At 62.6% G+C, this 23,595-nt stretch carries 18 protein-coding genes; 11 read left to right on the top strand and 7 right to left on the bottom strand.

All coding sequences use genetic code 11. The annotated features are described in order from the left end of the window. Nucleotides 1-113 precede the first annotated feature (113 nt). Together CUC44_RS21110 and topA are read right to left on the bottom strand one after the other, a co-directional pair. The gene (locus CUC44_RS21110) at nucleotides 114-284 is read right to left on the bottom strand and encodes a hypothetical protein (RefSeq protein WP_167388934.1); all 171 of its coding nucleotides are present in this window, start codon (nucleotides 282-284) and stop codon (nucleotides 114-116) included. A 114-nt stretch (nucleotides 285-398) separates the two neighbouring features. Next, nucleotides 399-3,020: a type I DNA topoisomerase gene (topA, locus tag CUC44_RS16835; RefSeq protein WP_100861030.1), complete on the bottom strand. Its 2,622-nt coding sequence runs from the start codon at nucleotides 3,018-3,020 to the stop codon at nucleotides 399-401. 361 nt (nucleotides 3,021-3,381) lie between these two features. On the opposite strand from topA, the gene astB reads away from it, so the two are divergent. After that, nucleotides 3,382-4,719, top strand: coding sequence for an N-succinylarginine dihydrolase (gene astB / locus CUC44_RS16830; protein WP_100861029.1), 1,338 nt, complete (start codon nucleotides 3,382-3,384; stop codon nucleotides 4,717-4,719). Nucleotides 4,720-4,809: 90 nt separating this feature from the next. Here the strand turns inward: astB and sohB are convergent, their stop codons facing one another. Further along, nucleotides 4,810-5,817 (bottom strand): protease SohB, encoded by a 1,008-nt coding sequence (sohB, locus tag CUC44_RS16825; protein WP_100861028.1) that lies wholly within the window; start codon nucleotides 5,815-5,817, stop codon nucleotides 4,810-4,812. Nucleotides 5,818-6,047: 230 nt separating this feature from the next. On the opposite strand from sohB, the gene CUC44_RS16820 reads away from it, so the two are divergent. Both CUC44_RS16820 and CUC44_RS16815 read left to right on the top strand, forming a co-directional pair. Further along, nucleotides 6,048-6,803, top strand: coding sequence for a YciK family oxidoreductase (locus CUC44_RS16820; protein WP_100861027.1), 756 nt, complete (start codon nucleotides 6,048-6,050; stop codon nucleotides 6,801-6,803). An 89-nt stretch (nucleotides 6,804-6,892) separates the two neighbouring features. Continuing rightward, nucleotides 6,893-7,777, top strand: a complete 885-nt coding sequence (locus tag CUC44_RS16815) for a LysR family transcriptional regulator (RefSeq protein WP_100861026.1) — start codon at nucleotides 6,893-6,895, stop codon at nucleotides 7,775-7,777. Nucleotides 7,778-7,872: 95 nt separating this feature from the next. Here CUC44_RS16815 and CUC44_RS16810 read toward each other — a convergent pair whose 3' ends face one another. Beyond that, on the bottom strand, nucleotides 7,873-9,045 hold the full coding sequence (locus CUC44_RS16810) for an MFS transporter (RefSeq protein ID WP_100861025.1): 1,173 nt from the start codon (nucleotides 9,043-9,045) through the stop codon (nucleotides 7,873-7,875). A 163-nt stretch (nucleotides 9,046-9,208) separates the two neighbouring features. On the opposite strand from CUC44_RS16810, the gene CUC44_RS16805 reads away from it, so the two are divergent. Beyond that, nucleotides 9,209-10,351 carry a MalY/PatB family protein gene (locus CUC44_RS16805; RefSeq protein WP_100861024.1) on the top strand — a complete coding sequence of 381 codons (1,143 nt, stop codon included), beginning with the start codon at nucleotides 9,209-9,211 and terminating at the stop codon, nucleotides 10,349-10,351. Nucleotides 10,352-10,507: 156 nt separating this feature from the next. Beyond that, complete coding sequence (locus CUC44_RS16800) at nucleotides 10,508-11,815, top strand: TAXI family TRAP transporter solute-binding subunit (RefSeq protein WP_244166797.1); 1,308 nt, start codon at nucleotides 10,508-10,510, stop codon at nucleotides 11,813-11,815. A 105-nt stretch (nucleotides 11,816-11,920) separates the two neighbouring features. Here the strand turns inward: CUC44_RS16800 and CUC44_RS16795 are convergent, their stop codons facing one another. After that, on the bottom strand, nucleotides 11,921-12,829 hold the full coding sequence (locus tag CUC44_RS16795; protein WP_100861022.1) for a LysR family transcriptional regulator: 909 nt from the start codon (nucleotides 12,827-12,829) through the stop codon (nucleotides 11,921-11,923). A 159-nt stretch (nucleotides 12,830-12,988) separates the two neighbouring features. On the opposite strand from CUC44_RS16795, the gene CUC44_RS16790 reads away from it, so the two are divergent. The 4 genes from CUC44_RS16790 (at nucleotide 12,989) to ygjK (ending at nucleotide 18,481) form a co-directional block, all read left to right on the top strand. Beyond that, the gene (locus CUC44_RS16790; protein WP_100861021.1) at nucleotides 12,989-14,245 is read left to right on the top strand and encodes an adenylosuccinate synthetase; all 1,257 of its coding nucleotides are present in this window, start codon (nucleotides 12,989-12,991) and stop codon (nucleotides 14,243-14,245) included. Between the two features lie 223 nt (nucleotides 14,246-14,468). Next, on the top strand, nucleotides 14,469-15,011 hold the full coding sequence (locus CUC44_RS16785; RefSeq protein WP_100861020.1) for a YbhB/YbcL family Raf kinase inhibitor-like protein: 543 nt from the start codon (nucleotides 14,469-14,471) through the stop codon (nucleotides 15,009-15,011). Between the two features lie 4 nt (nucleotides 15,012-15,015). After that, entirely contained in the window at nucleotides 15,016-15,819 is an 804-nt protein-coding gene (locus CUC44_RS16780) for a helix-turn-helix transcriptional regulator (RefSeq protein ID WP_100861019.1), read from the top strand. A 184-nt stretch (nucleotides 15,820-16,003) separates the two neighbouring features. Further along, nucleotides 16,004-18,481: an alpha-glucosidase gene (gene ygjK, locus CUC44_RS16775; RefSeq protein ID WP_100861018.1), complete on the top strand. Its 2,478-nt coding sequence runs from the start codon at nucleotides 16,004-16,006 to the stop codon at nucleotides 18,479-18,481. A gap of 72 nt (nucleotides 18,482-18,553) precedes the next feature. Here the strand turns inward: ygjK and tyrS are convergent, their stop codons facing one another. Further along, nucleotides 18,554-19,753, bottom strand: a complete 1,200-nt coding sequence (tyrS, locus tag CUC44_RS16770) for a tyrosine--tRNA ligase (protein ID WP_100861017.1) — start codon at nucleotides 19,751-19,753, stop codon at nucleotides 18,554-18,556. A gap of 113 nt (nucleotides 19,754-19,866) precedes the next feature. Between tyrS and CUC44_RS16765 the strand changes: the two genes are divergently transcribed. Continuing rightward, the gene (locus CUC44_RS16765) at nucleotides 19,867-21,174 is read left to right on the top strand and encodes a peptidoglycan DD-metalloendopeptidase family protein (protein WP_100861016.1); all 1,308 of its coding nucleotides are present in this window, start codon (nucleotides 19,867-19,869) and stop codon (nucleotides 21,172-21,174) included. Nucleotides 21,175-21,323: 149 nt separating this feature from the next. Further along, entirely contained in the window at nucleotides 21,324-22,427 is a 1,104-nt protein-coding gene (locus tag CUC44_RS16760; RefSeq protein WP_100861015.1) for an anhydro-N-acetylmuramic acid kinase, read from the top strand. A gap of 177 nt (nucleotides 22,428-22,604) precedes the next feature. On the opposite strand, the gene CUC44_RS16755 is transcribed toward CUC44_RS16760, so the two are convergent. Further along, nucleotides 22,605-23,480 (bottom strand): patatin-like phospholipase family protein, encoded by an 876-nt coding sequence (locus CUC44_RS16755; RefSeq protein ID WP_100861014.1) that lies wholly within the window; start codon nucleotides 23,478-23,480, stop codon nucleotides 22,605-22,607. Between the last annotated feature and the right edge of the window lie 115 nt (nucleotides 23,481-23,595).

The raw sequence follows: 23,595 nt of genomic DNA, 5'->3' as shown, positions 1-23,595 counted from the left end.
TCAGATGTGTATAAGAGACAGGTCAAGATGCGAGAGTGGCAGTGGCAGCCCGACCTGGCCGAGCTGCTGTTTCTGATCCCCTTCTAGGGCATCCTTTTCTCACGGCTCCCGTGTCAGTCACCGAGGAGCGGGCCCAGGATCTCGTCGCTGCGCACCTGCACCGGGATGGTTTCATCCTCCCGTTGCAGCAACACCAGCAGACTCTGCTTGTCCACTTCCAGCACGTAGGCCGTTCCTTCACGGGTCAAGCAGGTCATGCCTGGCCGGATTTCGTGTATCTCCATGACAACCTCCGTGTCTTGCGCTGCCATCCATGCAGCCTCTTCAGTATACCGCCATCTCCCAATAAAAAGGCCCCTGTACGGGGCCTCTTTCATCATAGTGTGAGCAATGGCGCGTCAGGATTTCTTCGCCTTGGCCAGACTTTCCTGCCATTTTCCATTGTCGTAATGGGCAGTCCAGCCCGTCGCCTTGCCGTTGACCTCGGTCATCACGTACTGCTCCTTGGTCTTGCGACTGAAGCGCACCACGGATGCGTTACCGTCAGGATCTGACGCCGGGGCATCGGCCAGATACTGATGCTTGGGCGAGAGCCGGTCGCGGAAGCGCTTGAGCTCTTCAACCAGAGGCGCACGAGTCTCACGGGATTTCGGGAAGTTGCTGGCGGCGAGGAACAGGCCGGCGGCGCCGTCACGGAGCACGAAGTACGCATCGGACTGGGTGCATTTGAGCTCTGGCAGCGGCACCGGATCTTCCTTCGGCGGCGCTATATCGCCGTTTTTGAGGATCTTGCGGGTGTTCTTGCAGGTCTCGTTGGTGCAGCCCATGTACTTGCCGAAACGGCCGTTCTTGAGCTGCATCTCGCTGCCACAACGGTCGCACTCTATGCTCGGGCCTTCGTAACCCTTGAGCTTGAACTGACCCTGCTCGATCTCGTAGCCGTCGCAATCCGGGTTGCGGCCACAGACGTGCAGCTTGCGGCTGTCGTCGATGATGTAGGCATCCATGGCGGTGCCGCAGACGGTGCAGCGGTGCTTGGCACGCAGGGCCTCGGTCTCGGCCTCATCCCCATCGGTGGCGGAGACGAACTCGTCGGCGCTGACCAGGTTGATGGTCTTCTTGCAGCGCTCCTTGGGCGGCAGGGCATAGCCGGAACAGCCGAGGAAGACGCCTGTAGTGGCGGTGCGGATCCCCATCTTGCGGCCACAATCCGGGCAGTCGATGTCGGTCAGTACCATCTGGTTGGCACGCATGCCCCCCTCTTCCGCCGGCTTGTCGGCCTGCTCCAGCTCCTGGGTAAACTCGGCGTAGAAGGCGTCCAGCACCTTCTTCCACTCCAGGCTGCCTTCGGCGATGCCATCGAGCTTGTCTTCCATCTTGGCGGTGAACTCGTAGTTCATCAGCTCGACGAAGTTCTCGACCAGGCGGTCGGTGACGATCTCCCCCATCTTCTCGGCGAAGAAGCGGCGGCTCTCGACCCGTACGTAGCCACGGTCGACGATGGTGGAGATGATGGAGGCATAGGTCGAAGGACGACCGATGCCACGCTTTTCCAGCTCGCGCACCAGGGCCGCTTCGGTGAAGCGGGCGGGCGGCTTGGTGAAATGCTGGCGCGGATCCAGCTTGACCAGCTTCAGGATCTCGCCGACGGTCACCGCCGGCAGCTGGGTATCTTCCCCCTTGCGACCCATGGGTGGCAGGGCCTTGGTCCAACCGGCGAAGCGCAGGGTACGGCCACGGGCCTTGAGCTCGAATTCACCGGCCTTGACGGTCAGGGTGGAGGAGTCGTACTGGGCCGGGGTCATCTGGCAAGCGACGAACTGGCGCCAGATGAGGTCATAGAGGCGCATGGCGTCCGGCTCCATCCCTTCCAGCAGCTCGGCGGTCACCAGCACGTTGGAGGGACGGATCGCCTCATGCGCTTCCTGGGCACCGGCCTTGGAGCCGTAGAGGGTGGGATCGCTTGGCAGGTAGGCCGCGCCATACTGCTCGCCTATGTATTCCCGCACCGCCTCCACCGCCTCTTTGCTGAGGTTGGTGGAGTCGGTACGCATATAGGTGATGTAACCCGCTTCATACAGCCGCTGGGCCATCATCATGGTCTTCTTCACCCCGAAGCTCAGACGGGTAGAAGCCGCCTGTTGCAGGGTGGAGGTGATGAAGGGAGCGGACGGCTTGGAGCCGGTCGGCTTGTCTTCCCGGTTCACTACCTTGTAATCGACCCCTTCCAGGGCGGCCACGGCGGCGAAGGTCTCGGCCTGGGTGACCGGCTTGAAGTCGGCACCGTTGCGGCTGACCACTTCCATGCGCAGGGCACTCTTGTCACCGGTCAGCAGATCGGCGTTCAGATCCCAGAACTCCACCGGCACGAAGGCCTTGATCTCGCGCTCTTTATCGACGATGAGACGCACCGCGACAGACTGCACCCGGCCGGCGGAGAGACCGCGAGCCAGTTTCTTCCACAAGAGCGGGGAGACCATGTAACCCACCACCCGGTCGAGGAAACGACGGGCCTGCTGGGCGTTGACGCGATGGATGTTCAGCTCGGACGGCTGGGCGAACGCATCCTGGATGGCGCTCTTGGTGATCTCGTTGAACACCACCCGTTTGTAGCGACTGTCGTCACCGCCGATGATCTCCCGCAGGTGCCAGGCGATCGCTTCCCCTTCTCTATCCAAGTCGGTTGCGAGATAGATGGTGTCAGCCTTCTCGGCCAGACTTTGCAACTCGCTGACCACTTTTTCCTTGCCGGGCAAAATCTGGTAGTTGGCCTGCCAGCCTGCGGTCGGATTGATCCCCATCCTGGAGAACAGGGCGTTGCGATCCTTTGCTGCCTTCTCGGATTCGCTGAGCTTGATGCCGCGAATGACAGGTTTTTTGGGCTCATTGCTGGCGCTGCCGCTGGTCGGCAGATCGCGCACGTGACCGACGCTGGATTTCACCACGTAGTCCTTGCCCAAATATTTGTTGATGGTCTTGGCCTTGGCCGGAGACTCCACTATGACCAGTGATTTGCCCATGCTGTAACTATTATCCTCATTGCACCCGACGGGGTTGGCGTGCGGTTTTGTGGGGCTGTATAAGAGATTTGACGCGAAAAAGCAATCTTGGAGACAAATTTGCTTGACCAGCCCGTACCGCACTCTCTCTTTATTTATTAATGCGAAGCCAGGGCGCGGGAAGCAACCGCTTTTTTGTTTTTATGCTATATCCCCCCCTTTTTTAGATTGGAAGTGACATATCCAACCGCCCTTGTTACATAAAAAACCAGCTTGGTTATCAGCTTGTTACGAAGCATGAAATCTCTTTATAATGGCCGTACACCGCAGCTTTGTGCGCGGAAGGAACCGCTCCCCATATAAAAATCGAAAGGATATCGTGATGAAGCACTTCGAGGTCAACTTCGACGGTCTGGTCGGCCCCACCCACAACTATGCCGGCCTCTCCTATGGCAACGTGGCCTCCCAGAGCAACGCCAAAGAAGCGTCCAATCCCAAGGAGGCAGCCAAGCAGGGTCTGCGCAAGATGAAAGCGCTGACCGAGCTCGGCATGGTGCAAGGGGTGCTGGCCCCCCAGGAGCGGCCCGATCTCGCCACCCTGCGTCGTCTGGGCTTTAGCGGCAACGACGCCAGCGTGCTGGCCCAGGCTGCCAAGCAGGCCCCCGCCGTGCTGGCCGCCTGCTATTCCGCCTCCAGCATGTGGACCGCCAACGCCGCCACCGTCTCGCCGAGCGCCGATACCCAGGACGGCCGCATTCACTTCACCCCCGCCAACCTGACCAACAAGTTCCACCGCTCCCTCGAACCCGAGGTGACGGGTCGCATCCTGCGCGCCGTGTTCAACAACGATCGCCACTTCTGCCACCACCAGCATCTGCCGGAAAACGATCACTTCGGTGACGAGGGGGCCGCCAATCACACCCGGCTGTGCCGCGCCTACGGCGAGGCCGGGGTCGAGCTGTTCGTCTATGGCCGCAGCGCCTTCGACGTCTCCCAGCCGGCCCCCAAGCGTTACCCGGCCCGCCAGACCCTGGAGGCGAGCCAGGCCATTGCCCGCCTGCATGGCCTCGGTGATGAGAGCGCCGTCTTCATCCAGCAAAATCCCGAGGTGATCGATCAGGGGGTGTTCCACAACGACGTGATCGCCGTGGGCAACCAGAACGTCCTGTTCTTCCACCAGCAGGCCTTCCTCAACACCGCCTCCGCGCTGGCCGAGGTGCGTGCCAAGTTTGGCGAGGGGGAGCTGCACTTCGTCGAGGTGCCGACCGCCGAGGTGTCGGTGCAAGATGCGGTGAAGTCCTATCTGTTCAATACCCAGATCCTGACTCTGCCCTCCGGCGAGATGGCGATCATCGCCCCCACAGAGTGCCGCGACAATCCAGCGGTGTCGGCCTACCTGGCCAAGCTGGTGACCCTGGGCACCCCGATCAAGGGCGTGCATTTCATGGACGTGAAACAGAGCATGCGCAACGGCGGCGGCCCCGCCTGCCTGCGGCTGCGAGTGGCCATGAACGATGCCGAGCTCGCGGCGGTCAACCCGGCCTGCCTCATCAACGACAGCCAGTTCGCACGTCTGGATCTGTGGGTGGAGAAACACTACCGCGACAGCCTGGCGCTGGACGATCTGCGCGATCCGTCCCTGGTGCTGGAGACCCGCGCAGCCTTGGACGAGCTGACCCAGATCCTCAAACTCGGCTCCGTCTATCCGTTCCAGCGCTGAGAGGGCCAGTAACGGCGCAACCCTGATTGCGCCATAGAAAAGGCCGGACTTAGTCCGGCCTTTTTCATTGCAACGAGCGAGTCCTGGCAGTTAGCGCCAGGGGCTCTGTTGCCACAGTCGCCCCAGACCCGCCTCCAGTGCCTGGGCGCCCTGCTGGCCCAGTTTCTGGGTCAGACTCTTGGGTTTGCGATAGCTGATGCCGATCACCTTGTGGTGGCTGGACTGGGCCAGCAGATAGTCATCGCTGGTGCAGAGAGTATCCACCAGCCCGAGTTGCTTGGCCTGGCTCGCCAGCCAGTGCTCGCCCGTGGTGACCTTGTCGATGTCGAGGCTGGGTCTGTGCTCGGCCACGAACGTCTTGAAATGCTCGTGAATGGCGCCGAGCTCCTCGCGAAACTTCTCCCGCCCCAGATCGTCGTTCTCGCCGAACATGGTGATGGTGCGCTTGTACTGGCCTGCGGTGTGCATCTCGAACTCGATATCGTGCTTTTTCAGCAGCTTGTTGAAGTTCGGCAACTGGGCAATCACACCGATGGAGCCGACGATGGCAAAGGGGGCCGCCAGGATCTGATCCCCGACGCAGGCCATCATGTAGCCGCCGCTCGCCGCCACCTTGTCGATGGCCACGGTCAGCTTGATGTCCCTGTCCCGCAGGCGCTGCAACTGGGATGCCGCCAGGCCATAGCCGTGCACCACGCCACCGCCGGACTCGAGGCGCAGCAGCACCTCGTCACCGGGCTGGGCGACCCCTATCACGGCGCTCACCTCTTCGCGCAGGGAAGCGACCTCCTTGGCGTCCATGCTGCCGTGAAAGTCGATGACGAACAGACGGCTGCGTTCATCCTCGGCCTTGGCGCGCGCCTTGTGCTCGGCCTTGCGCGCCTTCTCGAGTTGCTTGCGCTGGCCCTTGTCAGCCAGGGCAGATTGCAGTTGATGACGGCCCTGCTCCAGCTCGCGGGATAGATCGGTCACCACCAGCTCCCCCTTGCGCGCCTTGGGCTGACGGCTGCTCACCAGCATCAGGATGACGGCGCCGATGGCCAGCAGGAAGGTGAGGGTCTTGGCCAAAAACAGGCCGTATTCGGTCAAAAATGCCACTTGATGCTCCACGAATGTCCCAGATAGGGTCGGATTTTTCACATAGTAAGGAGTTTGGCTACAGGGTGCAAAAACTCTGCCACTCACTCGCCAATTTACCGAAAAATCGATACAAGCCCGCTGTTTTATTCACATTTTTGCCCTCTCATACTGGTCAAGGACGGGGCCGGATCAGTACACTGCCCAGCATTGCCGCACACAGATGCGCCCATTTGTTAACAGGAGTCCACATGCTCGATTATCAGGCCCCCCAGGCGCTGCTCAAGGACAAGGTCATTCTGGTGACGGGGGCCGGTGATGGCATCGGACGCGAGGCGGCCCTCACCTATGCGGCCCACGGCGCCACCGTGATCTTGCTCGGCCGCACCAGCGCCAAGCTCGAGGCTGTCTATGACCAGATCGAGGCCGCGGGTCACCCCCTGCCCGCCATAGTGCCGGTGGACTTGAAAGGGGCGACCAAGAGCCACTACCTTGGCATGGCCGAGACCTTCGCCCAGCAGTTCGGTCGCCTCGACGGCGTGCTGTTCAATGCCGGCCTGCTCGGCACCTTGTCGCCGTTCGAGCACATTCAAGAGCAGGAATGGGACGAGGTGATGCAGGTCAACGTCAAGTCCGAATTCCTGCTGACCCAGGCGCTGTTGCCACTCATTCGCCAGACCGCGAAGCAGCACGGCGATGCCTCCATCGTCTACACCTCGTCGAGCGTGGGTCGCAAGGGGCGCGCCTACTGGGGCACCTATGCCATCTCCAAGTTCGCCATCGAGGGCATGATGGAGGTGCTGGCGGACGAGCTGGAAAATACCGCCGTGCGCGTGAACACCCTCAATCCCGGCGGCACCCGCACCAAGATGCGGGCCAGCGCCTTCCCGGGGGAAGATCCGCAGACCCTCAAGACTCCAGCCGACCTGATGCCGCTCTATCTCTACCTGATGGGAACCGACAGCCGGGGCAAGACCGGCCAGACCTTTGTTGCTCAACCTAAATAAATCAACAAACTAACCAGATAGGGTTAAATTGAATAGGGGGTGCCAGTGGCACCCTGTTGAATCCCATCGGCACCCTGACAGGTTGAATTATGTTTCGTCCCAAGAGCACGTTTGAGCAATGGCGGATCTTTCAGGCCGTGGTGGACTGTGGCGGTTATGCCCAGGCCGCCGAGGCGCTGAACAAGAGCCAATCGTCCCTCAATCATGCGGTGGCCAAGCTGCAACAGAGTCTGGGGCTGGCCCTGCTGGAGGTGCGGGGACGCAAGGCGGTGCTGACACCGGCGGGGGAGATCTTCCTCAAGCGGGCGCGCCAGCTCAGCCAGCAGGTGGAAGAGCTGGAGAATCTGGCCAACAACCTGGAGCGGCAGTGGGAGCCGCAGATCAATCTGTATGTGTCCGTGCTGCAGCCAAGAGAGCGGCTCTATCGGGCGCTAGCCAACTTCTATCCCCGCAGCCGGGGTTGCCGCATCAATCTGCACGAACGCATTCACTGTCACTTCAATGCGCTGCAGGTGGGGGATCTGATGCTCTCCGAGCACCTGCCTCACGATCGCACCGGTTTGCCCCTGGACGAGGTGTGCCTGCTGCTGCTGTGCGCCCCCGAGCACCCCCTCGCCAATCAGGAGGTTCCCCTCACGGCCGAGCAGCTCGCCAGTCATAACCAGATCAGCCTGCATCCCCCCATCCATCGCTCGGTGGACTGGAACGATGCGGACGATACCGGCTGGAAGGCGACTCACTACCACGAGGTGCTCACCATGCTGAAACTCGGCCTCGGCTATGCCTGGGTGCCCCGTCATCTGGTGCAAGATGAGCTCGCCACCGGCAGCCTGGTGCCGCTCAACCTGGACGGAGGCAGCGAGCGCTATCTCTACACCTATCTGCTCACGCCCTCCGCGGATGCCCTGGGTCCGGCGGCCGAGCTGCTGCTGCGTTGCCTGCGCAACGAATACCAGACCGACAACGGCAAATAGCCCAGGCACTTTGGCCTCTGCTCACCCATAGGAGCAGAGGTACTCGGGCTGAGAACAGCCCTCCCTCTTCCATCAATCAATGCGCCGCAGAAACCCTAGACGTTGGGCACCCGCCAGCAGGCGGCCAGCGCCGCCAGCGCCAGTGCCATGGCCACCATAAAGACCCCGTGAAAACTCCAGATCTCCGCCACAGTCCCCGCTATCGCACCCGCCATGATGGAGCCGGTGCGGATGCTGTTGGCAAACAAGGTGGTCGCCACCCCGGCGCGGCCCGGCATCAGATCCTGGAAGTAGGACATGCCGATCCCAGCGACGATGCCGATGAAGATGGCGTTGAGCAGTTGCAGACCGATGAGCGCCGTCTGACTCGACAGAGTCACCAGCCCCACGTAGAAACCGACCCCGGCCAGCACCGCCAGCAACATCATGGGCCTTTTGCCAAAGCGCCGGGTGTAGTAGCCCGCCAGTAGCATGAAGGGGATCTCCAGCGCCGCTGCCGTGCCCATCAGAATGCCCGCCAGCTTCTCCTCCAGCCCCAGCTCGCGGGTGATGTAGAGCGGCATGTTGATGAGGTACATGCTGTTGCAAGTCCACATCAGGGTGGAGGCGATGAACAGCGCCCGCACGGAGGGATCCTTCCAGCTGCTGACCCGCTCCCCATCCCCGCTGGCCTTGGGCAGCGGCAGGGAGGGCAACCAGCGCCACACCACGAAGGCGCAAACGAGGTAGGCAAAGGCGGAGGCGAGATACATCACCTCGAAGCCATACCCGATGGCGAGCGCAAACGCGGCCGGCGGCCCTATCACCCAGGCCAGAGAAAACTGGGCCCGCAGCACAGAGCTGAACATGTCGGCCCGCTTGTTGCGACTGTCGGCATATTCCCGCGCCAGGGCAAACAACTGGGGGCTGGCGGTGGCGGTGAGGCTGGCCAGTACCACCCCCAGGCTCACCAGCAGCCAGTATTGGCGATTCCAGGCGAACAGCAGGGAGAGCACTATGCCGGCGAAGCAGCAGCGCAGGATCAGCTGCTTGCGATCCCCCTTGCTGTCGGAGCGGTGGCCGAGCCACTGGCTGATGAGGATGCCGATCACGGCATTGATGGTGTAAAACAGCCCCACCAGGAAGGGGCGCACCTGCACCTCTTCGGCGAGAAACAGGCTCAAGGTCGGCACCTGCAGCGCCACCGCCACCCCGGTCATGAAGGTCACGGCAAGGAAAGAGAGAGAGACGGGATCCGGCCTCTTGCGGGCAGCACTCAGCAAACTCATAGAGATACCATTGATATGGAACAGAAAAGGGAGCCAGAGGCCGGCGGATATTCGGTCAGACTGATGGTTATTTTATGCCATTATCAACAGCCTTCTCAAGGCTTGCGAGGCCAGGTCCAAGTCCGTACATTGGTAACCCATCTGGCCAGCACAAGGATTTCACATGTTTGATTTTGATCGGGAGATAGACCGCAGCGGCACCATGAGCCTGAAGTGGGACAAGTACAAGGGGCAGGATGTGCTGCCCATGTGGGTGGCCGACACGGATTTCGCCTCCCCGCCCGCCGTGATCGAGGCGCTGACCCAACGGGTGGCCCACGGCATCTTCGGCTACTCTCGCCCATCCCCTCGTTTGATCGAACTCATCCAGACCCGTCTGCAGCAGCGCTATGAGTGGGCCATCCAACCCGAGTGGCTAGTCTTCCTGCCGGGGGTAGTGCCTGGCCTGAATCTGGCCTGCAAGGCCTGGAGCCAGCATGGCCGCGGCATCATCACTCCCAAGCCGGTCTATTACCCTTTCCTGCAGGCCCCGGGTTTCAACGATCGCCCCCTGCTCACCGTGCCCATGGTCGAAGAGGCGGGTCGCTGGGTGCTGGATCTGGAGGAGCTGGAGCGTCAGGCCCCTTCGGCCGATCTGCTGCTCTTGTGCAACCCGCACAACCCGGGCGGCACCGTCTTCACCCGTGAGGAGCTGCTCGCCATCGACGCCATCGCCGAGCGCCACAACCTGGTGATCTGCTCGGACGAGATCCACTGCGATCTGTTGCTGGACAAGGACGCCCGTCACATCCCCTATGGCGCCCTCAGCCCGCAGGCGGCCGAACGCAGCGCCGTGATGATGGCGCCGAGCAAGACCTTCAACATCGCTGGTCTGTGCTGCTCCTTCGCCGTGATCCCGAACGCCAGACTGAGGCTCAAGCTGCAACAGGCGATGCGCGGTATCAGTGCCGACGTCAACCTGCTGGGCTTCGTGGCGGCAGAGGCAGCCTACGAGGGGGGCGATGAGTGGCTCGTCGAGCAGCTCGACTATCTGAGTGCCAATCTAGGGTTGATAGAGCAGGCGGTCGCCCGCTGGCCCGGCGTCACCCTGGCCCGCCATCAGGCCACCTATCTCGCCTGGATCGACGTGAGCAGGCTTGGACTCGATGACCCCATAGCCTTCTTCGAGCAGGCCGGAGTCGGGCTCTCCCCCGGCGCCCAGTTTGGCGACGGCCAGTTCGTGCGCCTCAACTTTGGCTGCACCAGGGCGCTGCTCACCGAAGCGCTGGCGCGCATGGAAAAAGCCATCCTCTCGCGCCGCACCTAGGGGCGCCAGGACTCTGGCGCGGCACTCACGCTGCGCCCCCACACCCGGGCTCGAATGGCGAAAGCCATTCTGGCCCATATCTGGTATAGATAAGGTGTGACTCATGACGGGATGAGCCGGGCTCATCCCTTTTTTCCGCCCTTGATCCGGTTCACTATGCACCCACGACCCCTGCGCCGCCGCTCAACCCTGTCACGCATCACCCTGCCCTTGCTGGCTGGCGTGCTGGCGCTGCCCCTCTTCGCCGCCCCCGCCTATGTCACCATAGGCACGGGCGATCTCAACGGCGTCTATTACCCGACGGGCGGGGCCATCTGCCGCCTGCTCAACGAGGACAACAGCCAGCACGGACTGCACTGCACGGTGCAGAGCACCTCTGGCTCCCTCGCCAACTTGGCCGATCTGGCCAAGGGGGAGGTCCAACTCGCCCTGGTGCAGTCGGATGTGCTGTATCACGCTGCCCATGGCACGGGTCCCTTCGCGGGGCAGGCCCCCAATGAGACGCTGCGCAACCTGTTCAAACTGCACCAGGAGTCCCTGACCCTGCTCGCCAGCGCCACCAGCAACATCACCACCCTGGCCGACATCGAAGGCAAGCGGGTGGATATAGGGGCCCCCAACTCGGGGGACAGGGTCACCAGCCAGGCGCTGCTTGAGGCCATGGGTTGGCAGGAGAGCAGCTTCACCCCGCCGCCGGTGGCCTCTCCTGGCAATCGGCTGGAAGGGCTCTGCAACGGCACCCTGGACGCCGCCCTGCTGGTCGCTGGCCACCCCAATCAAGGGATTGGGGATCTGACCGGCCGCTGCAAGGCGCGCCTCATCCCCATCGAAGGGGAGCAGATCGACAGACTGCTCAAGCAGCACTCCTACTATCAGCGCAGCCGCATCGGCGCCAACCTCTATCCGGGCCAGACCGGCGGGGTCAACACCTTTGCCGTGACCGCCGAACTGGTGGCCGAAGCCAGCCTGCCCGAGGCCGAGGTGCGCACGGTGCGCGACGTGCTCACCAACAACCTCAAGCAGTTCACCCGCTTGCACCCGGCGCTGACCACCCTCACCCCCGAATCCATGCAGGCGGATGACATAGTGCCGACCCATCCTGGCATGCAGGATGCGCCACCCGCGTCCACCCTGGTGCCCGATGCCCTCGCCCCCTCCGATGCTGCAGCAACGGACTCATCGGCGGCACCCACAGGCGACGCTGCGGCCCCCTCTCCTGAAGGCTCCTCTGCCACGACGAATCAAGAGGCTGCAGGCGCTACCCTGCCAGCGGCGTCGGGGGCAACGACAACCAACCCAGATGCCGCCAAGGTGCTGGAAGGAGCGGCGGTAGGCCAGGGTGAGCCACTGAGCGGCGCAAGCACAGTCGCGCCCCCCTCTGCGGCCACCACGACCGAGCCGGTGGCGCCAGCGCCGAGCCAGCCGAGCGGCGCCTTGCCGACCCAGGCCCCAGCCGCCCAGTGACGTGAGCGAGCGTGAGAAACGAGAAAGGCCACCCCAGGGTGGCCTTTCTCATATTGGTACGCCTGCCAGACACGTTGCGAAAAGAACGCGATCAGCTCTCAGCCATCAACTATGGGCACTCGGCAACTGATCCGGGCGCTGGATCTCCTCCTCCACCCAGTGCAACAGCTGCTTGATGGCCCGCGACAGCACCTGATTCTGGCGCACCACATAGCCCAGACTGGTGCCGGGAAAGTCGGTCAGCCGCTGCACGGGGGCGCTCAGCTTGAGGCGCGGGTGCAGGGAGAAGTCAGGCACTATGGCCACACCGAATCCCGCCTCGGCCCAGTCGAGCTGCGCATCCACGCTGCCCACCTCCATGATGCGGCAGGTCGGCAGTCCCAGCAGGGGCAAGGAGGGGTCGATCAAGGCCCGGGTGCGGGTATCGTGTCCCAGCAGGATGAGGGTGGGCTCATCGAGGGGATCGCTCTCTCCCGCCTTGGCCCTGGCCTGCCAGCGGGCCAGTCCGTGCCCCAGGGCGCACCAGGTCACCTGCTGCAGCTCGGTGTAAAACAGCGGCTCGCTGCGTTTTTGCGCCATCACGAAGCCCAGATCCGCCTTGCCCGCCTTGACCAGCTCAGCCGCCTGATCCGAGGTGGTGTTGAACAGGGTGAGATCGATACCCGGAAACGCCTGCTTGAAGCGCTGGAACGGCTGGATCAGCAGGAGGCGCGAGATGATGTCGCTGGCGGCGATGGCGAGCGTCCCCTGGCTGTGCTGGTTCAGGGCATTGAGATCGGACTGGCACAGCTGCAGCTCGTTGATGGCGCGCTCGGCGCTTTGCAGCAATCGCTCGCCGGCCTGGGTGAGGCGAAACGGACTGCGCTCGATGAGCTTGACCCGGGTCGCCTGCTCCAGGTTCTTGAGGTGCAGGCTGACATTGGGCTGGGTCATGTGCAGCTCGGTGGCGGTCTGGCCGAAGTGCTGCAAGCGGGCCAGGGTGACGAAGGTATTTAACCAGTGAATATCCAGCATGAGGTAGCTCTCCCCCGCGGCTGGCGCGACATGGCGGGGCTTTGTCGATAAAGTGGCCGCAATTATATGCCTTCCTTATCGGAACTATAAAGATAATTAATTTTTCTAATCCACCCCGGCCTCCTAGGATGAACGCCTAACGTCTTAGGAGAATGAGTCATGTCGTCTATCGTAGTCGTAGGTGCTAACTGGGGTGATGAAGGCAAGGGCCGCATCGTCGATTATCTGGCAGGTGAATCCGCCGCCAGCATCCGCTTCCAGGGCGGCAACAACGCCGGCCATACTGTGGTCAACGATCTCGGCACCTTCAAGCTGCACCAGCTGCCGAGCGGCGTCTTCAACCCGGATTGCCTGGTTGTCCTCGGCCCTGGCATGGTCATCAGCCCGGAGCCGCTCACCAAGGAACTGGCCGAAGTGAAAGCCGCCGGCGTGACTCCCAAGCTCGCCATCTCCGATCGTGCCACCTTCTGCCTGCCGATCCACGCCCTGGAAGACACTTTGGAAGAAGTGCGTCTGGGCGACGGCGCCTACGGCTCCACCCGTCAGGGCATTGCCCCGGCTTACGGTGATCGGGTCATGAAAAAGGCGATTCTGGTTGGCTGGCTGAAACAGCCGGAAGTGCTGGTCGAGCGCATCCAATTCTTCCTCGACTGGAAACTGCCGCAGCTCAAAGCCCTCTACCCGAGCTTCGAGTTCAGTCAGACCGCTCAGGAGATGGCCGACTGGCTGCTGGAAGTGTCCGCCCCCTGGCGCGATGCTATTTGCAACGTCAGCGAGCCCCTCAAGGCCATTCAGGCCCAGAAGGGTACCCTGCTGTTCGAAGCTCAGCTGGGCGCTGGCCGTGACCTCATCTATGGTGAGTACCCCTGGGTGACCTCCTCCCACGTTTCCGGCGCCTACGCCGGCATCGGTGGCGGCCTGCCGGCCCTGCGCCCAGAGCGCGTCATCGCCGTGGCCAAGGCGTTCAGTACCTCGGTCGGTACCGGCACCCTGATCACCGCCATGGAGAATCAGGAAGAGTTCCGCAAGTTTGCCAACGAGTTCGGCGCCACCACAGGCCGTCCCCGTGACATCGGCTACTTCGATGCGGTCGCCACCAAGCAGGGTCTGGAGATCCAGGCTGCCAACGAGATCGCCCTGACCAAGCTGGACTGCCTCTCCGGCATGCCGGACCTGAAGATCTGCGTGGCCTACGAAGGCGCCAACACCGAGAACCCGATCTGGCCGCAGACTGCCGGTCTCAAGCCGGTGTACGAGTCCATGGAAGCCTGGAGCGAAGACATCTCCCACATCCGCAAGTTCGAAGACTTGCCGAAGGCTGCCCAGCACTATGTGCTGCGTATAGAAGCCCTGCTGGGTGTTCCTGTGCCCATGGTCTCCGTCGGCCCGGGCCGCGATCAGATGATCCTGCGCTAAGCAGCATAATCGTCTCGCAGCAAGATGTCAGAACCGGCCTCCTAGAGGCCGGTTTTTTTATGGGCGTTCAGGCCCGCTCATCAACCCTCAGTTCTCTCGCTCGACCTATCACATACAGTTCTGCTCAGCATTTGCTTCTTATGGCGTTAGTTTGAGCCTTTCTGTGACTATCTGATTGCTCCCCCTCGCTACACTGGTCCCTCATCCACCGAGGAGCACCACCATGAAGATTGCCACCCGAGCCACCCTGACAGCCCTGCTGTGCGCGGCCGCCCTGCCCGCCGGCGCCATGACCCTGAGCAGCACCGACATCCACGAAGGCCAGTTGATGGACAAATCCTTCAGCTTCAACGGCTTCGGCTGCAAGGGGGAGAACCGCTCACCCCAGCTGAGCTGGCGGGATCTGCCGGCCGGCACCCAGAGCCTGGCCGTCACCGCCTATGATCCCGATGCCCCCACCGGCAGCGGCTGGTGGCACTGGCTGGTGGTCAACCTGCCCGCCAGCCAGAGCGCCCTTGCCAGCAACGCCTCCGGTTCGCTCAAACAGGGGCTGGAGCTTGGCACCGACTTCGGCAGCCAGGGCTATGGCGGCCCCTGCCCCCCCGCCGGTCACGGCATGCACCGCTACCAATTCACCGTCTGGGCCCTGCCCCAGGCCCTGGATGTCAAGGCGGACACCCCGCCCGCCATGGTAGGCTACATGCTCAACGCCATGGCGCTCGGCAAGGCGACCCTGACCGCCACCTTCGTCACCCCCAAGGAGTAAGCTGATGAGCACCCCCTTGTTGCAGCAGAGCCGTTATCGCGGGATCCGCCAGCAGCCCCTGCATCGGGTGCTCATCTATGCGCCGACCGTCATCTGGGTGCAGCAGGGGCACAAGCAGCTGTGGTGGCAGGATCGGCGCCTCTCCTTTGACAAGGAGAGCTGGCTGCTGATCCCCGCCGGCCACCAGCTCACCTTCGTCAACCAGCCGGAGCAGGGCAAGTTCAGCTCCCACTCCCTGACCCTGCTGGCCCCGCCACCGGCCGAGTGGCTGGCGGATGCCGGCACGCCCCTCCCCCCGGATCCCAGACAGAGAGTCACCCCAGGGCTCGCCTACTGCCACGAGCTCATCTGCGCCATGGCGGAGCGTCGCCTCAGTCGCGCCGCCGAGATCCAGCTGCTGCACGGCTTCTACGCCGAGCTTCAGGCCGAAGGGGCCCTTGGCCTGCTGTTTCCCGCCAGCACCATGAGCCTGGGGGAGCGGCTGGCCCGTTATCTCAGCGTGGAGCCCGGCGCCGATCACAGCCTGGAGGGGCTGGCCCCCCATTTTTCCATGAGCCGCGCCTCCCTGGTGCGCAAGCTGGCCGCCGAGGGGCGCAGCTTTCGGCAGGTGCTGACCCAGGTGCGCATGAGCCATGCCCTCACCCTGCTGCAGCGGGGACTGAGCCCGCTGGAGGCCGCCCTCGCCTGCGGTTACGATGCCCCCAGCCGCTTCGCCGCCCGCTTCAAGCAGGAGTTCGGCCTGACCCCTCATCAGTATCTGCGTACCTGCCCCACAGCCGAGCCATCCCCAAAAGTAAATAGTTACTAAAAATAAACCCCGAGTAACATCATGTAACCAGGTGATCCACCTCACACACTCCCGCCTGGAGAGTGTGATGCAGCTCCAACCTTTCCTGTCCTCTTGCCATACAATGGCACTCGCAAACGCTTTCACTAAAAAATAGATAAAAAAACACCTACCTCAACCTACAAAACAGTAATTGGAGCGAGACATGTTTCGTAAAAGTTTACTTTCCATCGCCCTCGGCGTCGCCCTGTTTGGCCTCACCGCCTGCAACGGCAATGATTCCAGCGCCCCGACCACAGCCACCCCGACCCTGGCGAGCCAGTATCAGGATGTGATCGATCGCAGCGGCACCCCGCTCCAGTTCCGAGACTTTGACAGCTACTCCAACCTCAAATACAACCCGCTGCTGGATCTCGGCGCCTGGCACGGCTTCCTGCTGCCCGCCGGCGAGAACGAATGGGGAGGCTTCACCGGCCCCATGGTGATCGCCGAGGAGTACAGCCTGTTCTTCGCAAGCGAACTGGACAAGCTGACCCTGAGCGATGAGAGCGGCCGCCAATATCCACTCACCGCCGCCAGCAAGCATGACATCCACGCCATCCCGGGGGCACTCATCCAGCGCTTCGAGTTCGAGCCCTTCACCCTGGAGCTGGAGCTGCGCTACGGCGATGCCCGCACCGCTCTGGTCCGCACCCGCCTCATCAACAATCAGGACGCGCCGCTGACCTTGAACCTCAGCTGGCAGGGTGAGCTGCTCCAGCAGTGGGATGCCAAGAAGACGGTGGCCGAGCAGTACCCGGATTGGACCCGCACCATCAGCCAGAGCGAGCAGGGCATCGAGTTCCAGTTCGGCGAGCTGCGCAGCACCTGGAACATGATGCAGAGCGGCAGCGCCCGCTATCGCATCGATCGCACCCTGCCGACCCGCACCAGGTTGGATGAGAAGGAACTCGGCTATGTGAGCGAGGCCAGCCTCACCCTGGCGGCCAAGGGCCAGCAGGATCTGTACACCCTGCAGAGCTATGTGCACTCGAGCGATGAGGCAAGCCGCTTCGAGCAGAGCCGCCAGGCCCTGCTGGCCAACCCCGCCAACTATTTCGACGACTCCATCCGCCGCTGGGAAGGGTATCTCGAGCTCGGTCTCTCCAATCAGGGGATCGGCGAATCCGAGCGGCGCATCGCGGTCAAGGCGATGGAGACCCTCAACGGCAACTGGCGCTCACCGGCAGGCAACATACTCCACGACGGGGTGACCCCGTCCAACACGGCCCGCTGGTTCGACGGCGTCTGGGCCTGGGACAGCTGGAAGCACGCCTACGCCATGGCCCACTTCAACCCGGAAGTGGCCAAGAACAACGTGCGCGCCATGTATGACTACCAAATTCAGCCCAATGATCCGGTGCGCCCCCAGGACGCCGGCATGGTGATCGACGCCGTCTTCTACAACAAGCTGTCCGATCGGGGCTGTGACGGCGGCAACTGGAACGAGCGCGACACCAAGCCGCCCCTCTCCGCCTGGGCCATCTGGGAAATTTACAGCGCGACCAAGGACAAGGCCTTCATCGCCGAGATGTATCCCAAGCTCCAGGCCTACCACGACTGGTGGTTCAGAGCGCGGGACAACAACCGCAACGGCATCATCGAATACGGTGCCACCAGGCACGTCGAGCACAACGACGAGTTCGGCAATATCACCTTCAAGGTGCAGTACGCCAGCGTGCCAGCCGAGATTGACCTGTCGAGCTGTACCGCCGAGGGGGATGGCTGGTACGCCTGCGCTGGCATGCCGCTCTACCAGAAGGTCTTGAGCGTCGGCGGTTACAGCGACATGGATATAGGTGCCCAGCACGGCGCCGGCTGGGAGTCCGGCATGGACAACGCCGCTCGCTTCGGCTTTATCGAGCAAGATCAACTCAAACGCTACGCCGACAAGACCTATGGCGGTGACATTGCCAAGGCGCGCCAGGACTGGAACGTCGCCTTCTTCGAGAACCACGAGGACGACGGCAGCCTCATCGGCTTCTCCATCGATCAGGAGTCGGTGGAGCTGAACGCCTTCCTCGCCAAGGAGAAGCGCATCCTGGCGGACATGGCGGATCTGCTGGGCAAGCCCGATGACGCAAGCCGCTATCGCGAAGGTGCGACCCAGCTCGCCGGTTACATCAACACCTGCCTGTTCGATGAGGCCTCCGGCTTCTATTACGATCGCCAGATCCATCAAGGGGACGTGGCGGACGCCAACGGCTGCGTCGGCAAGCTGCTGACCGCCCGTGGCCGTGGTCCGGAAGGCTGGAGCCCGCTCTGGGCCGAGGTGGCGGATAAAGAGAAAGCCGCGCGGGTGCGCGAGGTGATGCTGAGCAGCCAGGAGTTCAACACCAAGGTGCCGCTCGGCACGGCGGCCCTGACCAACCCGGCCTATGACCCCAACATCTACTGGCGCGGCCGGGTCTGGCTGGATCAGTTCTACTTCGGGGTGAAGGGGCTGGAGAACTACGGCTATCGCAGCGATGCCCAGGCGCTGGTCAACAAGCTGTTTAGCAATGCCGAGGGGCTGGCGGGCAGTGGCCCCATCCGCGAGAACTACAACCCGGAAACCGGCGCCATGCAGGGGGCCAGCAACTTCAGCTGGAGCTCGGCCCACCTCTATATGCTCTATCGCAACTTCCTTAAAAAAGAGGGCTAATCCCTTCTTCCTGCGGGAATGAGCCAACAAAAAGGCCTCCAGATGGAGGCCTTTTTATCAGGAGGGTCGTTCTTACTTGACGGTGACCCGGGCAAACTTGCGCTTGCCGACCTGATAGACGGCGGTGCCGGCACCGATGAGCGCCTTGCCATCGTCCAGCTTGTCGCCGTCACGCTTGACCGCGCCCTGCTTGATCATGCGCAGCGCCTCCGAGGTGGTCTCCACCAGACCGGCATCCTTGAGCAAGTTGGCGATGGGCAGGCCTTCCCCTTCCAGCGCCAGCTCGACTTCCGGCATCTCGTCCGGGATGGCGTTCTTGGAGAAGCGCTGGGTGAAGTCTTCGTGGGCCGCCTCGGCTGCCGCGGCGTCGTGGTAGCGAGTGATGATCTCTTTGGCCAGCCAGATCTTAACATCGCGCGGGTTCAGGGTACCGGCAGCGATGCCAGCCTTGAAGCCGTCGATCTCGGTCAGCGGGCGGAAGGAGAGCAGCTCGTAGTAGTTCCACATCAGGTCATCTGTGATGGACATGATCTTGCCGAACATCTCGCCCGGGGCATCGTGCACGCCGATATAGTTGGCGGCGGACTTGGACATCTTCTTGACGCCGTCCAGACCCACCAGCAGCGGCATCATCAGCACACACTGGGTCGCCATGCCGGCGTCTTTTTGCAGCTCACGACCCATCAGCAGGTTGAACTTCTGATCGGTACCGCCGAGCTCCACGTCCGCCTTCAGCGCGACCGAGTCATAGCCTTGCAGCAGCGGGTAGAGGAATTCGTGAATGGCGATGGACTGGCCGCCGGAGTAGCGCTTCTTGAAGTCGTCGCGCTCCATCATGCGAGCCACTGTCTGCTTGGCCGCCAGCTTGATCATGCCGGTCGCGCCCAGTTCTTTCAGCCAGGTGGAGTTGTACTCGATGCGGGTCTTGGCGGGATCAAGAATCTTGAACGCCTGCTCCGCATAGGTGAGGGCGTTGTGCTTGATGGCCTCTTCGGAGAGCGGCGGACGGGTGGCGTTCTTGCCGGAGGGATCCCCCACCATGGCGGTGAAGTCACCGATCAGCAGGATGATCTCGTGCCCCAGATCCTGGAAGGTCTTCAGCTTGTTGAGGATCACTGTGTGGCCGAGGTGAATGTCGGGAGCCGTCGGGTCCATCCCCAGCTTGATGCGCAGCGGGCGCCCTTCCTTCAACTTGGCGACAAGTTCTTCTTCCACCAGAATTTCTTCCGCTCCGCGCTTGATCTCGGCTAGCGCCACCTCGAGCTGGGACATTTTTTGACTCTCCAATCACGATTCCACAGGGCCAAACATATTACTGGAATGGCGGGCCAATTGGAAAGGCTGTAAAATCCGACGTTCTTTCTCCTCTCGACCCGTCTGCCTCGATGATTATTTGGAACGCCTTCAACTCTCTTCCTACCTGGCACCGCAAGATGGTGCTGATCCTGAGCATCATGGTGATGATGCTGGCAGCCTGGCCAAGCGAGCAGGCGGTGGCCACCCGGGTCAATGATGACGAGCCCCTCGCCGATGCCTCCCCCCTCGATGACGGCGAGGCGCAGCCCCAGGCCCTGGCACAGAAATCCGCCAAGCCGAGCTATGTCACCAAGCAGGTGAAGGTGCGCGCGGGCGACAACATGCAGGTCATCTTCCAGCGCCTTGGCCTTAGCGCCAGCGATCTCTACCTCATCGCCCAGCTGGAGGCCACCAACCCGCTGCGCACCCTGCAACCGGGTCAGGAACTCACCTTCAAGCTCACCAAGGGCGGCGATCTGCAGAGCCTTTATTACCCTCACAGCCTGGAGCAGGCGCTAAAGGTGAGCCGCAAGGCCGAAGGCTTCATCGCCAAACCGGTCAAACTCGAGCTCGATACCCGCGAGCAGGTGGCCAAGGGCGAAATTCGCTCCAGCTTCTGGGGCGCCGCCGCCGAAGCGGGCATGACCGAAGATCAGATCATGGATCTCGCCGCCATCTTTGGCTGGGACATCGACTTCGCCCAGGACTTGCAACCGGGGGACAGCTTCCGGGTGGTCTATCAGGACAAGTATCAGGATGACGAGCGGGTCGCCTCCGGCGATATCCTGGCCGCCGAGTTCATCAACCAGGGCGCCATCTACCGCGCCGTGCTGAACGAGGATGGCAACTACTACACGCCGGAGGGCAAGGCGATGCGCAAGAGCTTCCTGCGCGCGCCGGTCAACTTCAAATACATCAGCTCCAACTTCAACCCGCGCCGCCTGCATCCGGTCACCGGCAAGGTGCGCCCCCACAACGGCATCGACTATGTGGCGCCGGTGGGCACCCCCATCATGGCCGCAGGCGGCGGCAGCGTGGTGGCGGCCGGTTACAACCAGTTCAACGGCAACTACGTCTTTATCAAGCACGCCGGCAACTTTGTGACCAAATACCTGCACCTCTCCAAACGCACGGTAAACAAAGGCCAGCGGGTCAAGCAGGGGCAGACCATAGGTCTCTTGGGCGGCACTGGCCGGGTTACCGGACCACATCTGCACTATGAATTTGTGGTGGGCGGCGTGCACAAGAACCCGCGCACCCTGAATCTGCCCCAGGCTGAAACCCTGAGTGGACGAGAGCTGGCGAACTTCAGGGCTCAGGCCATGCCCCAGCTCGCCAAACTCGACAGCAACGAGCTGCAGCTGGCGCAGCATAAACAGGACGGTGGCAACATCTAAGCCTGATGGCGGAATCACGTCACCAGGGTGGTGTGGAATGAAGGAGCCTGATATCGGGCCGATATCGGGCACTGACATATGCTCTGGTATCGATTCAGGAGTCCTACCCTTCGTTTCGCACGCATGTTCTCAACAAGCAGAGGCATATCATGACTGAGCGCTATATCGGATTGATGTCGGGGACCAGCCTCGATGGCATAGACGCCGTACTGATCGAAACGGACGGGGATGCCCTGCGGGTCGAGGCGGCGCTCTGTCATCCCTGGCCAGCCGACACCGCCCGCGAGCTGCACGCCCTCTGCGTCCCTGGTGAGAACGAGATCGATCGCATGGGGGTGGCCGACAACCTGGTGGCACGGGAATTTGCCGCCGCCACTCAGGCGCTGCTCAAGAAAGCGGGCCGCGCTCCCGCCGATATTCGCGCCATCGGCTCCCACGGTCAGACCATCCGCCATCGTCCCCACCTGGGTTTCACCCTGCAAATAGGCAATGCCGCTCTGTTGGCCGCCTTGACAGGTATCGATGTCATCGCCGATTTTCGCACCATGGACATGGCCCTCGGCGGCCAGGGGGCGCCCCTGGTACCCGCCTTCCATCAGGCGCTGTTCGCCAAGTCCGGCGCCCTACGGGTGGTGTTGAACCTCGGTGGCATCGCCAATATCTCGGTGCTGCCGGGCACGCCCGACGGGGTTTATGGCTTCGACACCGGCCCCGCCAACACCCTGCTCGATGGCTGGTATCGCCGTCATCACGAGGCGGGTGGCGACTATGATGCGGGCGGTCGCTGGGCGGCCAGCGGCACCCTCGTCCCTGAACTGCTTGCCAGGCTGCTGGCCCACCCCTACTTCGCCGCCCCCTGGCCCAAGAGCACCGGGCGGGAGATGTTTACCCTCGAGTGGCTGGACGGTGAGCTGGCAAGCGATGCCTATGCCCCCGTGGATGTGCAGCGCACCTTGCAGGCGCTGACCTGCCACAGCATAGCCCGCCAGCTGCCTGCACTGGATAACGCCCAGGCCGAGCTCTTCGTCTGCGGCGGTGGCGCTCACAACGCCCCCCTGCTGGCAGAACTCGCCGTCCTGCTGCCTCAGTGGCGCCTCGCCAGTACGGCAGAGCTGGGGCTCGCCCCCGACTGGGTGGAAGGGGCCGCCTTCGCCTGGCTGGCGCAGCGCTTCATTCATCGCGAGCCGGGCAACCTGCCCGCCGTTACCGGCGCCAGCCGCCCAACGGTATTGGGCGCCCTCTATCCCGCCTGAGCAATACCAGCCTCTGCCTCAATCCAGGGAAGGCACAGAGCCCTCCCTACCCCCCCCATACGCCAGCGTCAGCGCCCCGGCCGTTTATTTCTGTGCCGCGGGATAGGCGGTCTATAGGAGCGGCGCCGCACCTTCTTGCAACTCGAGCAACCCCGCCTAACTATTCGTCAAACAGGCTTAGGCCACTTGCTCAGGCACTCGCCTCCCCTCGTCACCCGCTCGCAGCAGACTCTGACGACCGAGCCAATAGCCCTGCAGATAGCCGGATTCCAGCTTGGAGAGATCCTGGGTAAAGCGGGAGACCGGAAAATCGGTCGGCGGCGCTATCACCTCGATCTCGCAATCGGCGGGGGGATGGGCGATGAAGTCGAGGGCTCGATTGTAGGAGCGATCCCGCTCCAGCATAGCCTGCGCCAGTGCCGGCTGGGTTTTCAGCAGCGCCTTCACCACCCAGCAGAATTTGGGTGGCTTCTTGCGATAACCATAGGGCTCGGATAACACCACAGTCATCCGGCGCACACCGCGGCGATAGGCCTCTATCACAGGGATGGAGTCGCTGATCCCGCCATCGGCCATGGGGCGGCCATCGACGCAGGGAGTGTCGTGCTGCACCACAGGCAGCGCGCAGGTGGCGGTCAACACCTGGTCCATGTTATCGGGTCGTACCGGCAGGTAGGCGGCAGCCCCCGTGTTCACATCGGTGGCAACCGCATAGAAAGTGATATCGCGGGCGCAGAAGGCCTCGAGATCCAGTGGAAAACGATGACGACTGGTGTGCCACAGCCAGCCGATATCCACCAGATCCCCCCCTTTCACGAAACGCAGGGGATCGAGGAAATCGCTGCTGCAGGCCAGCTCTGTGATGATGTGGTGGCTGCGGCGCGGCTGCTCGCTCAGGTAGGAGACCAGGTTGGTGGCACCGGCCGACACCCCCATGACCAGATCAAAGGGGTAGTAACGGCTTTCGACGAAGGCATCGAGTACGCCGCTGGCAAAGATGCCGCGCATCGCGCCGCCCTCGACAATCAAAGCGGCAGAGTGGGAACTGAACATGGCAAGGCTCCGTCAGCGGTAATGGGCGCAGGGACTGACCCTGCCCAGTGATGGACGCCTTTATGCAAAACACCAAGACGCCGCAGCGGGGCGGCTCAGGCAAGCGGTTGGCAAG

Origin of the sequence: Aeromonas lusitana (assembly GCF_002812985.1) — a bacterium.
In the GTDB taxonomy this organism is placed as follows: Bacteria; Pseudomonadota; Gammaproteobacteria; order Enterobacterales; family Aeromonadaceae; genus Aeromonas; species Aeromonas lusitana.
This window is presented reverse-complemented; position numbering and strand designations above follow the sequence as displayed.

What these genes read in the sequence shown, in the direction of transcription:
- CUC44_RS21110 (WP_167388934.1), bottom strand. Translation starts at nt 284, where the DNA reads ATGGAGATACACGAAATCCGGCCAGGCATGACCTGCTTGACCCGTGAA.
- topA (WP_100861030.1), bottom strand. Translation starts at nt 3,020, where the DNA reads ATGGGCAAATCACTGGTCATAGTGGAGTCTCCGGCCAAGGCCAAGACC.
- astB (WP_100861029.1), top strand. Translation starts at nt 3,382, where the DNA reads ATGAAGCACTTCGAGGTCAACTTCGACGGTCTGGTCGGCCCCACCCAC.
- CUC44_RS16820 (WP_100861027.1), top strand. Translation starts at nt 6,048, where the DNA reads ATGCTCGATTATCAGGCCCCCCAGGCGCTGCTCAAGGACAAGGTCATT.
- CUC44_RS16815 (WP_100861026.1), top strand. Translation starts at nt 6,893, where the DNA reads ATGTTTCGTCCCAAGAGCACGTTTGAGCAATGGCGGATCTTTCAGGCC.
- CUC44_RS16810 (WP_100861025.1), bottom strand. Translation starts at nt 9,045, where the DNA reads ATGAGTTTGCTGAGTGCTGCCCGCAAGAGGCCGGATCCCGTCTCTCTC.
- CUC44_RS16805 (WP_100861024.1), top strand. Translation starts at nt 9,209, where the DNA reads ATGTTTGATTTTGATCGGGAGATAGACCGCAGCGGCACCATGAGCCTG.
- CUC44_RS16800 (WP_244166797.1), top strand. Translation starts at nt 10,508, where the DNA reads ATGCACCCACGACCCCTGCGCCGCCGCTCAACCCTGTCACGCATCACC.
- CUC44_RS16795 (WP_100861022.1), bottom strand. Translation starts at nt 12,829, where the DNA reads ATGCTGGATATTCACTGGTTAAATACCTTCGTCACCCTGGCCCGCTTG.
- CUC44_RS16790 (WP_100861021.1), top strand. Translation starts at nt 12,989, where the DNA reads ATGTCGTCTATCGTAGTCGTAGGTGCTAACTGGGGTGATGAAGGCAAG.
- CUC44_RS16785 (WP_100861020.1), top strand. Translation starts at nt 14,469, where the DNA reads ATGAAGATTGCCACCCGAGCCACCCTGACAGCCCTGCTGTGCGCGGCC.
- CUC44_RS16780 (WP_100861019.1), top strand. Translation starts at nt 15,016, where the DNA reads ATGAGCACCCCCTTGTTGCAGCAGAGCCGTTATCGCGGGATCCGCCAG.
- ygjK (WP_100861018.1), top strand. Translation starts at nt 16,004, where the DNA reads ATGTTTCGTAAAAGTTTACTTTCCATCGCCCTCGGCGTCGCCCTGTTT.
- tyrS (WP_100861017.1), bottom strand. Translation starts at nt 19,753, where the DNA reads ATGTCCCAGCTCGAGGTGGCGCTAGCCGAGATCAAGCGCGGAGCGGAA.
- CUC44_RS16765 (WP_100861016.1), top strand. Translation starts at nt 19,867, where the DNA reads ATGATTATTTGGAACGCCTTCAACTCTCTTCCTACCTGGCACCGCAAG.
- CUC44_RS16760 (WP_100861015.1), top strand. Translation starts at nt 21,324, where the DNA reads ATGACTGAGCGCTATATCGGATTGATGTCGGGGACCAGCCTCGATGGC.
- CUC44_RS16755 (WP_100861014.1), bottom strand. Translation starts at nt 23,480, where the DNA reads ATGTTCAGTTCCCACTCTGCCGCTTTGATTGTCGAGGGCGGCGCGATG.